Origin of the sequence: Bradyrhizobium sp. (assembly GCF_036009065.1) — a bacterium.
Lineage (GTDB): Bacteria > Pseudomonadota > Alphaproteobacteria > Rhizobiales > Xanthobacteraceae > Bradyrhizobium.
Genome location: NZ_DASYMN010000202.1, coordinates 1 through 12,023, shown reverse-complemented (window position 1 = coordinate 12,023; position 12,023 = coordinate 1). Strand labels below are relative to the sequence as shown.

The following is a 12,023-nucleotide window of genomic DNA, read 5'->3' as shown; positions in this document are numbered from 1 at the left end:
TAATGCGGTGATCGCGTCCGCCGGCAACCGCACCCTGCGCGACCGCGACCCGACCGCGCATGCCGAAATCCTGGCGATCCGCGAGGCCGCGCGCAGCTTCGGCAGCGAGCGGCTGGTCGATTGCGATCTCTATGTCACGCTGGAGCCGTGCACGATGTGCGCGGCGGCGATCTCCCTCGCAAGGGTGAGGCGGCTGTATTACGGCGCGGCGGATCCCAAGGGCGGCGCGGTGGACTCCGGCGTGCGGTTCTTTGCGTCGCCGACCTGTCATCACGTGCCGGAGGTGTATTCGGCGGTCGGCGAGAGCGAGGCGGCGGTATTGTTGCGGGAGTTTTTCAAAGCCCGGCGGTAGCAGCGCCAGGTCTCAACGAGTCGTCCCCTAGGCGGGGACCCATACGCCGTGTCGTCAATGACTTGAAGGCAGCGCCCGTGAATCCTTGTTGCTGCTGCTTCCTCAATGATGAGAGGCCAGGGGTTATGGGTCCCCGCCTTCCGCGGGGACGACGCTGAGTTTGATGCTACGCCGTGAAAAACTCGTTCAGCGCCCTCGCCGTCGCATCCGGATTTTCCTCGGTGAGAAAATGCCCGGAATCGATCGGCGCGCCGCGCACCTTGGTCGCCCACATCTTCCACGTATCGAGCGGCGTGGCGGCGGCCTGCGCGATTCCGGTATCGCCCCACAGCGCCAGCATCGGGATCGTGATCTTGTTGCCGGCATCATGATCCGCCTTATCGATGTCGAAATCCGCAGCAGCACCGGCGCGATAATCCTCGCACATCGCGTGCACCCGCGATGGATCGCGGAACGCGGCGAGATAATGCTCCAGCGCCCGCGGATCGATGGCGTCGAGATTTTTCGATTTGGTCTGGCTCGCCATCTTAGTGCGCAGGAAGAAATCCGGCGCGCCGCCGATCAGGGTTTCCGGCAGCGGATAGGGCTGCGCCAAAAACGTCCAGTGATAGATTTTCAGCGCGTAGCGCCAGTCCATCTTCATCCAGTAATCGTAGGTCGGCAAGATATCCAGCACCGCCAGCCGCGACAGCCGGCCGGGATGATCGAGTGCCAGCCGATACGATACCCGGCCGCCGCGGTCGTGCCCGGCAAGGCCAAAATGCACATGGCCAAGCTGCTCCATCGCCTCGATCAACGCATTGGCCATCGCGCGCTTGGTGTAGGGCGTATGGTGGTCGTCGCTGCGCGGCATGTCGGACCAGCCGTAGCCGGGCAGGTCCGCAATGATGACGGTGAACTTGTCCGCCAGCTGCGGCGCGACGCGGTGCCACATCACATGGGTCTCGGAAAAGCCGTGCAGCAGCAGCAGCGGCGGCCCGTTGCCGCCGACCCGGGCAAAGATGCGGCCGGATTTGGTGTTGATCCATTCGGCTGCGTAACCCGGGAAGAGATCGGCGAGATCGGGCATGGGCATTTCCTCCGTCATGGCCGGGTTGTCCGTGTCCCGGGCGCGGTGCGGCATTCTTCATGCCGCTCCGCAGAACCGGGACCCCGGTCAAGCAAGCTGGGCCCCCCGCTCTGCGGCGCACTACGCCGTAAAGAACGGCGCACTGCGCTGCGTCCGGGGCACGGAACGCTTCAAACTTTGTTTGCCGTTGCCGGTGTCGCGCCGCAGCTATATGCCATTGCTCAACCACCAACAAACGAGAAAAGAGGAAAACCCCATGGCGATCGATTTCGAGATTCCCCCCGAGGCAAAAGCGATCCGCGAAAAGGTCCGGCAGTGGGTGCACGACGAATGCATCCCCGCCGAAAAGGCGCTGGATGACAAGCCGCTCAAGGAGGTGCTCGATCCCTTGCGCAAGAAGGCCCGGGCGCAGGGGCTATGGTGTCCGTTCATCCCGAAGGAATATGGCGGCATGGGCCTCGGCCCGCTCGCCAACGCGCTGGTGCAGATGGAACTCGGCGAAAGCTCGCTCGGCGCACTGTCGCTGAACACGCAAGGTCCCGACGACGCCTCGATGCTGACGATTCTCGCGCATGGCACCGAGTACCAGAAGGAAAAATTCTTAAAGCCGCTGCTCAACGGCGACAAGCGCATCTGCTTTTCGATGACCGAAAAGGCCTCCGGCGCCGACGCCACGGGCATGCAGACCCGAGCGGTGAAGGACGGCAACGAAAATTACGTGCTCAACGGCGAAAAATGGTTCTCCTCCTCCGCCTCCGTCGCCGACATCGCGCTGGTGATGGCGAAAACCGATCCGGACGCGCCGCGCCACAAGCAGTTTTCCACCTTCATCGTCGAGCTTCCAAACCCCGGCTACAACATCAAGCGCAATGTCAAGAACATGGCGATCGAGGGCCCGCATTACGACCAGCTCTCCGGCGGTCATTCCGAGATCGAGATCAAGGATCTTAAAGTTCCGGCCGACAACCTGCTCGGCGGCGAAGGCAACGGTTTCAACATGGGCCAGCACCGCCTCGCCTACGGACGGTTGCGCCATGGCATGCACAACATTGCCAAAGCCCAGCGCGCGCTGGACATGGCGACCGCCCACGTCACCCAGCGCTCGACCTTCGGTGTCATGCTGTCGGACCGCCAGGCGGTGCAGTTCATGCTCGCCGATTGCGCCAGCGAACTCTACATGGCGCGGCTGATGCTGCTGCATATCGCCTACAAGGCGGAAAAGGGCCTCGACCTGACGCAGGAAAACTCCATCGCAAAGGTGTTCCTGGCGCATATGGTGCACAAAGTGGTCGACACCGCGATCCAGTTGCACGGCGCGCTCGGATACAGTCAGGATACCATCCTGGCGAAGTGGTACACCCAGATCCGCTCGCAGCGGCTGGTCGACGGTCCCGACGAGGTGCACAAATGGCGGGTCGGCCGCAACGTCATCAAGGCGTACAAGAAGCACGGCACCACGGCATCGGCGGCGGGCGGGGATTTGATTTAGGACACCGTCATTGCGAGCCAACGGGTCGGCGCGAAGCGCCGCCCGATGACAGGCTCCGCGAAGCAATCCAGAAACCGAGCGCAAGGTCTGGATTGCTTCGTCGCAAGAGCTCCTCGCAATGACGGAAAAAGTCGTCCTTGCCGGGCTTGACCCGGCATCCATCTTCTTGAACACCCCATCAGTCGGGCTCCGGAACTCCTTCGCCCGGGTGTATTCCAGCCGGCGCAAGAAATCCGGCGAAGACGTAGCCGTCGAGAAGGCCGTCCCCTTCCAGGTCGACACGGACCCAGGATGGATCCTGATTGTCGATGCCGACCACGTTCAGTTCGCTCCCGGCCGGAAGCGTCTTCTCCGAGTTGAAATTGGTGCCCGGCCCGCCGCGCAGTTTCAGGCCGCCGCTGGCGATCACGACATAGCGCCCGGGCGCGAGCCGCGCCGCCGCGGCAACGCTGCGGGACTGGGTCACATATTCAACAATCAGCTCACCATAGTATTTCTGGCCGTCAAAGTGTCCCTGCTGCAATCCTCTGGACGGGTTATAGCCTCCAGTATTATAGGCGATTGCGACCATCGCGAATTCGAGGTCGGTCAGGCTGGTCCGCGATTCGAACCCGAGCTTCTTCAATCCGCGCCGCAATTCAGCAAGGCAATGGGCGAGCGTATTCGCGAAGCTCTCATATCGCCGCTCAAGGAAGTAATCCGGATCGTCTTTGAAAAACTGCAGATCGCGCTGGAACACGCCAAAGCCGCGGCAGAATTTCTTGGGGTTGGCCACCGCACCTTGGTAGCCCGGAATGTAGGCCGCCATGTCTTCGAGCGCCTTGCGGGCAATCTCGAACATCGCCTGCCCGTTCGGTTTCGCAAGAAGCGCATCCTTGTTTCGCGGGAAAGCCTGCCGGCCCTGGTGCGGCCCCTTGTAGTCGATCGTGTCGCCGACGCAGAGCGCCACGACGCGGTCGAGCGGCAAGTGCTTCTTGCGAAGAATAGACCAGATGTAACCGGTCTCCTGACACGCGATCGCGACGATCATGTCGAGATCGAAAGGTGTTGCTGTCAGTGCCGTCTCGATCTCAGCGCTAAACTGCTCTTTGAACCATCGAATGTCGTCGGCTGTCGGCATGTCGGCCCCCGTCGCGGTAAGGATTTCGGCAAGCCGAGCCCTCAGTCAGGTTCCACAACATTTTCATGATCGGCATCTGTGCCGGCCGGCGCGAGGAAGGCCGCGAAGACGTAACCGTCGGCGAGACCATCCCCTTGCAAGTCGACACGCACCCAGGATGGATCCTGACCGTCGATCTCAGTCACATTCAGTTCGGTCCCGGCGGCAAGGGTCCTCTCCGATTCGAAGTTGATGCCTGGCCCGCCGCGCAACTTCAGGCCAGAGCGAGCAATGACGACGAAGCGACCCGGTGCCTGGACTCCCGAAGCGCCGCTGTGCAGGATGGAGCCCCCTGTAGCCCAGCCGGCCTGCGCAGCGTCGCGTAGCCATTGTGGCGCGTTCACCGAATGACCGCCCGCACCCCAGGTGAGCTCGTTGTGGTCGTTAACTGACGTGCCAAAGCCGACATGGATTGTCTTGTTACCCATGTAAGCGACACCGGCACCAATGCCATTTGCACCGGCGGCGGCGGCGGCGGTGACAAAGGCCGACACGCCGGGAGGCGCCGATTGATCGGTGAAGGTAAGCGTTGTTCCGTGGACAATAAGCTGGAGGTCGGCGGCTCGCCCCCGGTCATGACGCGTGGAGCCGGTGCGGCGAGTTCCTTCGCCCAAAGCATCCTGCCCGCCGGACGTGATCGAGATGGCATCCACGCCCGCGGCTTGGGCCGCTGTTTGCAGAACCTGCCTCAGCTCTGCCGTGATCGGTTTGTTCCGAATAGCTGCATTTGGGGGACCGCTGATCGTCGCCATGTACATGTCCTCGGCTGCGTGATCTGACGTTACAAGCTTGCGGCTTCAAACGAAGGGCGTTCGTATTTATGCGCAACTTTGGCGCGATGTCTACCTAAGCTTCCGCGTCCTTTCGTCGTTGGAGAGCTAGCTTCGCAACCCCGGCGCCTCATGCCCCGTGCGCGCGACATATTCCATATAGCCGCCGCCGTACTGGTGGATGCCTTCGGGGGTAAGTTCCAGCACCCGGTTGGAGAGCGCGGCCAGAAAATGCCGGTCATGCGAGACGAACAGCATGGTGCCCTCGTAGTCGGACAGCGCCGCGATCAGCATCTCCTTGGTCGCCATGTCCAAATGGTTGGTGGGCTCGTCCAGCACCAGGAAGTTCGGCGGGTCGTAGAGCATCTTGGCCATCACCAGCCGGGCCTTCTCGCCGCCTGACAGCACCCGGCATCTCTTCTCGATATCGTCGCCGGAAAATCCGAAGCAGCCGGCCAGCGCCCGCAATGAGCCCTGCCCGGCCTGCGGAAACGAGTCTTCCAGCGACTGGAACACGGTGCGCTCGCCGTCCAACAGGTCCATGGCGTGCTGTGCGAAATAGCCCATCTTGACGCTGCCGCCCACCGCGACCGTGCCCTCGTCCGGCTCGGCCGCGCCCGCCACCAGCTTCAGCAGCGTGGATTTTCCGGCGCCGTTGACGCCCATCACGCACCAGCGCTCGCGGCGGCTGACCATGAAGTCCAGCCCTTCGTAGATGCTGCGCTTGCCGTAACCCTTGTGCACGTTCTTCAGGCTGACGACGTCCTCGCCGGAACGCGGCGCGGGAAGGAAATCGAACGATACGCTCTGGCGGCGCCGCGGCGGCTCCACCCGTTCGATCTTATCCAGCTTCTTCACCCGGCTCTGCACTTGTGCCGCGTGCGAAGCGCGCGCCTTGAAGCGCTCGATAAAACTGATTTCCTTGGCGAGCATCGCCTGCTGGCGTTCGAACTGCGCCTGCTGCTGCTTCTCCGCCAGCGCGCGCTGCTGCTCGTAGAATTCGTAGTTGCCCGAATAGGTGGTCAGCGTGCCGCCGTCGATTTCGACGATCCTGGTGACGATGCGGTTCATGAACTCGCGGTCATGCGACGTCATGAACAGCAGGCCTTCAAAACCTTTCAAGAACTGCTCCAGCCAGATCAGGCTCTCCAGATCGAGATGGTTGCTCGGCTCGTCCAGCAGCATGGCGTCGGGCCGCATCAACAGAATGCGCCCCAGCGCCACGCGCATCTTCCAGCCGCCTGACAGGGCGCCTACGTCGCCGTCCATCATCTCCTGGCTGAAGCTCAAGCCGCTCAGCACTTCGCGCGCGCGGCCCTCCAGCGCGTAGCCGTCCAGTTCCTCGAAGCGGTGCTGCACCTCGCCGTAGCGCGTAATGATGTCCTCCATCTCGTCCGCCCGGTCCGGATCGGCCATCGCATGCTCCAGCTGCTTCAGCTCGGCCGCCACCTCGGCCACCGGACCGGCGCCGTCCATCACTTCGGCCACCGCGCTGCGGCCGGACATTTCGCCGACATCCTGGCTGAAATAGCCGATGGTGACGCCGCGATCGACGGCCACCTGGCCCTCGTCGGGCTGCTCCTCGCCGGTGATCATGCGGAACAGCGTGGTCTTGCCGGACCCGTTGGGACCGACGAGGCCGACCTTCTCGCCCCGCTGCAGCGCCGCCGAGGCCTCGATGAAGAGCAGATGGTGGCCGTTCTGTTTGGAGATGTTGTCGAGACGAATCATGTGCACACGGGTTTGGGGAAAGGAGCGGCCGCTCTTAGGCCATCTGGGGCGTCAGCGGCAAGGAACTGCCTCATCCTGAGAGCTTGTGAATCTATTGATTTTTGCGTTTTCCGACATGAGTCAAATCAAAGACTTAGGACCCGCAGAAACGTCGAAACTCGAATAGATTCACAAACTCTGAGGAGCGGCCTCTTGGCCGCGTCTCGAAGGATGGAGTGTGCGGCCATCCTTCGAGACGCGCGTAAGAACGCGCTCCTCAGGATGAGGGCGGGAACGCTGCTAGCCTTTCTCCCGCTTCACCGCCTGCCAGCCGATGTCGCGGCGGCAGAAGCCTTGCGGCCAGTTGATGCGGTCCACCGCCTCGTAGGCGCGGCGCTGCGCCTCGGCGACGGTCTTGCCCATCGCGCAGATATTGAGCACGCGTCCGCCATTGGCGAGAATCTTGCCGTCCTTCGCTAGGGTGCCGGCGTGGAAGATTTCGACGCCTTCGATTTTCGGGGCCTCGTCGAGGCCCTGGATCACCGAGCCCTTGCCGTAGTCGCCGGGATAGCCCCTGGTCGCCATGATCACCGTGAGCGCTGCGTCATCGTACCAGCGCAGGCTGAAATTCTTTAGTTGGCCGTCGGCACAGGCGAGCAGCGCGGGCACGATGTCCGACATCATCCGCAGCATCAGCACCTGGCATTCCGGATCGCCGAACCGGGCGTTGTATTCGACCAGTTTCGGCCCCTGTTCGGTGACCATCACGCCGGCATAGAGCACGCCCTTGTAGGGCGCGCCCATCGCGTTCAGCGCGCGCAGCGTCGGAATGATCATCTCATCCATGACGCGGGCGCAGATCACGTCGGTCAAGACAGGGGCCGGCGAATAGGCGCCCATGCCGCCGGTGTTCGGCCCCTGGTCGCCGTCGAAAGCACGCTTGTGGTCCTGCGCGGTGGCGAGCGGCAGCGCGTGCTCGCCGTCGCACAGCGCGAAAAACGAGGCCTCCTCGCCGCGCAAAAATTCCTCGACCACGACTTCGGCGCCGGCATGACCGAAACTTCCGCCGAACATCCTGTCGACTGCATCGAGTGCCTCGGTTTCGGTCATCGCCACGACCACGCCCTTGCCGGCGGCAAGGCCATCCGCCTTGACGACGATCGGCGCGCCCTGGGCACGGATGTAAGCCTTCGCCGCCCCCGCGTCGGTGAAATGCTGGTAAGCCGCGGTCGGGATGTCGTTGGCGCGGCACAGCGCCTTGGTGAAGTTCTTGGAGCTTTCAAGTTGCCCGGCGGCCCTGGTCGGACCGAACGCCTTGAACCCGGCCGCCTTGAGATCGTCAACGATCCCCGCCGCGATCGGCGCGTCTGGGCCGACCACGACGAAATCCACCGCGCCCTTGCGGCAAAAATCGATCACCGCCGCGTGGTCGGCAATATCGAGCGCGACGCATTCGGCCTCCCGCGCGATGCCGGCATTGCCGGGCGCGCACCACAGCCTTGTGACCAGCGGGGAAGCCGCGATCTTCCACGCCAGCGCGTGTTCGCGGCCGCCGGAACCGAGCAGGAGGATGTTCATGGCTGTCGGTTAGCGGGTCGAAGCGCGAGATACAAGAGAATGGAAGCGCTTCCGTACAGACTCGTCTTTCCGGGATGCGCCTCTTGGCGCAGGCCCGGAATGACGATCTCTACGGCGGCCGCGCCGACGTCTCGATAATCTCTTTCAAATACGCGACATGCCGCGCGAAGGCGCCTCGCCCCGCCGCGGTCGCGGTCACCGTGGTCTGCGGTTTTTTGCCGACAAAGGCCTTGTCCACCGCGACGTAGCCGGCCTTGGCCAGAGTCTCGATATGGGCGCCGAGATTGCCGTCGGTGGCGCCGGTCAGCTTTTTAAGTTTTGAGAATTCCAGCCCGTTTCCCGCCGGCAGCGCGTTCAGCGCCGCCATGATCCGCAGGCGCAGCGGCTGATGGATGATGTCGTCGAGTTCGGCCATCACTCAGCTCCGGCGCATCCACAGGCCGCCCAGCAAGAGCCCGCCGCCGTTGACCACGGCCATCCACAATTCGAAATAAGGGCCGGACCAATAATAGCCGATCAACGTCAGGGCGGTGATGCCAAGACCGATTGCGACGAAGGCCCAGCCGAGCCAGAGACCGGCCATCGTATACGGCAACATGAAAAAAGTGGCCCAGAATGCGTTCATTTCGCGCGGACCGAAATGGGCCATGCCGACCGACCAGAACAGGCCGAACGCAAAGAAGCAGGCCAGCGCTGCGGCCACCCGGCCGTCGAACGTCCGCGCGCCGGATTTTTCGTGGATGAACAGGCTGATCGCCACCGATCCGATCACACCCAGCAGATCGGTAGCGATCCAGATCATTCCTGCGTGCCGGGGCAGCATGTAGGAGAGGACGTATCCGGCGAAAACCAGCGCGCCCCAGAGAACAAGGATGAGGCTGGCGAGATTATAAAGGCGGGACTGGCGCACCCGGTCGGCGATCTGCTTGATGTCCGCCAGTGTCTCGGTCGCCTCGCGGCTTTCGATGCTCATGATCCCTCGCTCCCGCGCGTCGCGACGTCCTCGGCAATCCTGGCGGCCGCCCTGGCGTCACTGACGGTCCCCATGTGATCGATGCCGTCGATCACATGCACATCGACGCGCGCAAACCCCTTCACCGCGCCGGCATAATTGGCCGAGACCATCATCTCGTCATTTGCCGCCGCATAGATGGTGACCGGCTTTGTCGCGGCTGCGAGGTGATGACGATAGTCCATATCGACGCCGAAATTCCTCGTCAGGCGGTAGGAGTAGATCGAGGTCTGAAACGCCTGCGAATTCGGCGGTGTCGCAAAGGCGACAACCGGCAGCGACTCGCAGCACTCGATTCCCAGCTTCTTCAGCGCGATTAGCGCCACGATTCGCGGAATATCCGGGCTCGCCCAGCCGCCGGCGTCCTTCATGGTGGTAGGAGCGTCGTAGCCGAGATACGGCGCCAGCAGGATGGTGCGGGCAAACTCGTTCTGAAGAGCAGAGCCGGCGACCCGCAGCGCGAACCCGCCGCCGGCCGAGTGCCCGATCAAGATCAGCGGTGCGGCCTCATCGGTCCGCCTGATCCGCCGGACCAGATCGGCGAGGTCATCCTCGAGCTGGCCGACATAAGCGACGTCGCCGCGCGTCCCCGATGCGCCGTGGCCGCGTATGTCGACCGCGTAGGCCTCGACGCCCTTGGCTGCGAGCGCTCTGGAGGTGGCATGCATGGCGGGACTGCCACCACTGGAGCCGTGAATGACGATTGCAATGCGGCCGGTGGCCGGCGCGCCCGGCGGATAGTGGCGATAGGCCAGTTCGGTACCGTCCCGGGCCTGGAAGCGCGACAGCGGCGGCATGTCCGACCGATCGACGGTGCGCACCGTATTGATGACGGACTGCATCATGGGCGGCCGCGAAACGGGCACCGAGAGCATCGCGGACAGCACCAGCGCGAGCGCACCTATCAGCGCCAGACCGAATATCGCCGAACGCCGGAGCCACTTGAAAATCGTCCTGATCATGAAAAACCTCCCTGGAATGCTGTCTACAGATAACTCTATTATACAGAGTAATCTGAAAGTCAACTGTGCATTTGTGCCTGCGCGACGCCCGGCCGAATCCCGCAGCCCTTGCGCGCGAGAGCGAAAAGTCCGATTCGATACGAGATGACCGCAGCCGAAGCCATGCTCAACGCGCCGGAATTCACGGTGTCCGAACTCTCCTCCGCGCTGAAGCGGACGGTGGAGGACGCCTATGGCCATGTCCGGGTGCGCGGCGAAATCTCCGGTTTTCGAGGGCCCCACTCCTCGGGGCATTGCTATTTCGCGCTGAAGGACGAGAGCGCCAAGATCGAGGCGGTGATCTGGCGAACCACGCATGCGCGGATGCGGTTCAAGCCGCAGGAGGGCCTCGAGGTCATCGCCACCGGCAAGCTCACCACCTATCCCGGCTCGTCGAAATACCAGATCGTGATCGAGGCGCTGGAGCCCGCCGGCGTCGGGGCGCTGATGGCGCTGATGGAGGAGCGCAAGAAGAAGCTCGGCGCCGAAGGCCTGTTCGACGAGGCGCGCAAGCAACTATTGCCATGGCTGCCGGAGGTGATCGGCGTGGTGACCTCGCCGACCGGCGCGGTGATCCGCGACATCCTGCACCGGCTGGCTGATCGCTTTCCCCGCCGCGTGCTGGTGTGGCCGGTCAAGGTGCAGGGCGAAGGCTCGGCCGAGCAGATCGCCGCCGCCATTCGCGGCTTCAACGCATTGCCTGGGGCGGGGCGGATTCCGCGGCCTGACCTTCTGATTGTCGCGCGCGGCGGCGGCTCGCTGGAAGATCTGTGGTCGTTCAACGAGGAGATCGTGGTTCGCGCCGCGGCGGAGAGCATGATTCCGCTGATCTCCGCGGTGGGCCACGAGACCGATATCACGCTGATCGATTTCGCTGCCGACAAGCGCGCGCCGACGCCGACCGCCGCGGCGGAAATGGCGGTGCCGGTACGCGCCGAGCTGTTCGTCGAGGTCTCAAGCTATGCGCGGCGCATGATGCTGTGCTGGCAGCGCGGCCAGGACGGCCGCCGCAACGAATTGCGCGCCGCGGCGCGCGCGTTGCCGGCGGCGGGGGAACTGCTTGCGATCCCGCGGCAGCGGCTCGATGGCGCCGGAGCCTCCCTGCCCCGGGCATTAAAGGCCAATACCCATGCGCATTTCCGGCGCTTTGCGCAAGTAAGCGCGCGGCTGACGCTGCGGGTGCTGCGCGCGCAGGTGGCGCATGCGGCGCAACGTCTGACCACAGGCGGCGAGCGGATGGCGCTTGGCGCCCGGGCGCTGCTGCGCCGCCGCCGCGACCGTTTTGCGGGGCTTGAGATACGGTTGAAAGCCTCAAAACTCGCCAACGCGCAGGCGCAGCGCAACAGAATCGCACGCGACCGCGAACGCGCGTTGCGTCTTTCAGACCGCGCGCGCCGCGCGCTGGCGACGGCGATGCAGCGCCAGCAGGCCCGCATCGCCCATACCGGGCAATTGCTCGCGGCGCTGTCCTACAAAGGCGTGCTGACGCGCGGGTTTGCGCTGGTGCGCGACGAACGCGGACACGCAATCCGTGCCGCGGCGGCGGTTGGACCCGGCGCGCGGCTCGATCTGGAATTTTCCGATGGGCGTGTCGGCGCAACCGCCGACGCGGATCGGCCGGCGGCGACACGCGCGAGCCCGCCGAAGGCCGTTGCGGGCGAACCGAAGCCCGCCACGCCCAAACGCGTCGCCAAGCCTGTCGATCAGGGAAGTTTGTTTTAGCCTAGCAGAAAAGGCGCTGCTCTTGCTTCACCCTCCCCTGGAGGGTAGGGGAATCGCATGTGCATGAACAAATAAGGAATCGCCGACGGTTTTGGTCGATATGTTCGTCCAACGATTCACCTTTGTTCACGCTTCGATTCACACATGCGATTACCCTGCCC

11 protein-coding genes are annotated in these 12,023 nt (G+C 63.7%); 3 read left to right on the top strand and 8 right to left on the bottom strand.

What is annotated here, in order from left to right:
- Positions 1 to 352: nucleoside deaminase (locus tag VGP39_RS12470; RefSeq protein WP_327568419.1), on the top strand; the 352-nt coding region annotated here is incomplete at its 5' end.
- A gap of 166 nt (positions 353 to 518) precedes the next feature.
- Here the strand turns inward: VGP39_RS12470 and VGP39_RS12465 are convergent.
- Complete coding sequence (locus VGP39_RS12465; protein ID WP_327568418.1) at positions 519 to 1,421, bottom strand: alpha/beta hydrolase; 903 nt, start codon at positions 1,419 to 1,421, stop codon at positions 519 to 521.
- Positions 1,422 to 1,677: 256 nt separating this feature from the next.
- On the opposite strand from VGP39_RS12465, the gene VGP39_RS12460 reads away from it, so the two are divergent.
- Positions 1,678 to 2,910: an acyl-CoA dehydrogenase family protein gene (locus VGP39_RS12460; RefSeq protein WP_327568417.1), complete on the top strand. Its 1,233-nt coding sequence runs from the start codon at positions 1,678 to 1,680 to the stop codon at positions 2,908 to 2,910.
- 178 nt (positions 2,911 to 3,088) lie between these two features.
- Here the strand turns inward: VGP39_RS12460 and VGP39_RS12455 are convergent, their stop codons facing one another.
- The 7 genes from VGP39_RS12455 to VGP39_RS12425 all read right to left on the bottom strand — a co-directional run bounded on the left by VGP39_RS12455 (position 3,089) and on the right by VGP39_RS12425 (position 10,101).
- Positions 3,089 to 4,030 (bottom strand): SH3 domain-containing protein, encoded by a 942-nt coding sequence (locus VGP39_RS12455; protein WP_327568416.1) that lies wholly within the window; start codon positions 4,028 to 4,030, stop codon positions 3,089 to 3,091.
- Between the two features lie 41 nt (positions 4,031 to 4,071).
- Positions 4,072 to 4,821: an SH3 domain-containing protein gene (locus VGP39_RS12450; RefSeq protein ID WP_327568415.1), complete on the bottom strand. Its 750-nt coding sequence runs from the start codon at positions 4,819 to 4,821 to the stop codon at positions 4,072 to 4,074.
- A 126-nt stretch (positions 4,822 to 4,947) separates the two neighbouring features.
- Positions 4,948 to 6,570, bottom strand: coding sequence for an ABC-F family ATP-binding cassette domain-containing protein (locus VGP39_RS12445; protein ID WP_327568414.1), 1,623 nt, complete (start codon positions 6,568 to 6,570; stop codon positions 4,948 to 4,950).
- Between the two features lie 279 nt (positions 6,571 to 6,849).
- A complete protein-coding gene (purD, locus tag VGP39_RS12440; RefSeq protein ID WP_327568413.1) occupies positions 6,850 to 8,127 on the bottom strand; it encodes a phosphoribosylamine--glycine ligase in 1,278 nt (425 codons plus the stop codon).
- A 109-nt stretch (positions 8,128 to 8,236) separates the two neighbouring features.
- The gene (locus VGP39_RS12435) at positions 8,237 to 8,542 is read right to left on the bottom strand and encodes a transcriptional regulator (RefSeq protein WP_327568412.1); all 306 of its coding nucleotides are present in this window, start codon (positions 8,540 to 8,542) and stop codon (positions 8,237 to 8,239) included.
- 3 nt (positions 8,543 to 8,545) lie between these two features.
- On the bottom strand, positions 8,546 to 9,100 hold the full coding sequence (locus tag VGP39_RS12430) for a hypothetical protein (protein ID WP_327568411.1): 555 nt from the start codon (positions 9,098 to 9,100) through the stop codon (positions 8,546 to 8,548).
- The gene (locus VGP39_RS12425; RefSeq protein WP_327568410.1) at positions 9,097 to 10,101 is read right to left on the bottom strand and encodes an alpha/beta hydrolase; all 1,005 of its coding nucleotides are present in this window, start codon (positions 10,099 to 10,101) and stop codon (positions 9,097 to 9,099) included. The genes VGP39_RS12430 and VGP39_RS12425 overlap by 4 nt, the downstream gene beginning before the upstream one ends.
- Before the next feature lie 144 nt (positions 10,102 to 10,245).
- Here VGP39_RS12425 and xseA point away from each other — a divergent pair, with 144 nt between their 5' ends.
- Positions 10,246 to 11,862 (top strand): exodeoxyribonuclease VII large subunit, encoded by a 1,617-nt coding sequence (xseA, locus tag VGP39_RS12420; protein ID WP_327568409.1) that lies wholly within the window; start codon positions 10,246 to 10,248, stop codon positions 11,860 to 11,862.
- Positions 11,863 to 12,023: the final 161 nt, after the last annotated feature.

Excerpts from the sequence above, each read along its gene's own strand:
- VGP39_RS12425 (WP_327568410.1), bottom strand. The coding sequence starts at position 10,101 with ATGATCAGGACGATTTTCAAGTGGCTCCGGCGTTCGGCGATATTCGGT.
- purD (WP_327568413.1), bottom strand. The coding sequence starts at position 8,127 with ATGAACATCCTCCTGCTCGGTTCCGGCGGCCGCGAACACGCGCTGGCG.
- VGP39_RS12455 (WP_327568416.1), bottom strand. The coding sequence starts at position 4,030 with ATGCCGACAGCCGACGACATTCGATGGTTCAAAGAGCAGTTTAGCGCT.
- VGP39_RS12435 (WP_327568412.1), bottom strand. The coding sequence starts at position 8,542 with ATGGCCGAACTCGACGACATCATCCATCAGCCGCTGCGCCTGCGGATC.
- VGP39_RS12465 (WP_327568418.1), bottom strand. The coding sequence starts at position 1,421 with ATGCCCGATCTCGCCGATCTCTTCCCGGGTTACGCAGCCGAATGGATC.
- VGP39_RS12430 (WP_327568411.1), bottom strand. The coding sequence starts at position 9,100 with ATGAGCATCGAAAGCCGCGAGGCGACCGAGACACTGGCGGACATCAAG.
- VGP39_RS12445 (WP_327568414.1), bottom strand. The coding sequence starts at position 6,570 with ATGATTCGTCTCGACAACATCTCCAAACAGAACGGCCACCATCTGCTC.
- xseA (WP_327568409.1), top strand. The coding sequence starts at position 10,246 with ATGACCGCAGCCGAAGCCATGCTCAACGCGCCGGAATTCACGGTGTCC.
- VGP39_RS12450 (WP_327568415.1), bottom strand. The coding sequence starts at position 4,821 with ATGGCGACGATCAGCGGTCCCCCAAATGCAGCTATTCGGAACAAACCG.
- VGP39_RS12460 (WP_327568417.1), top strand. The coding sequence starts at position 1,678 with ATGGCGATCGATTTCGAGATTCCCCCCGAGGCAAAAGCGATCCGCGAA.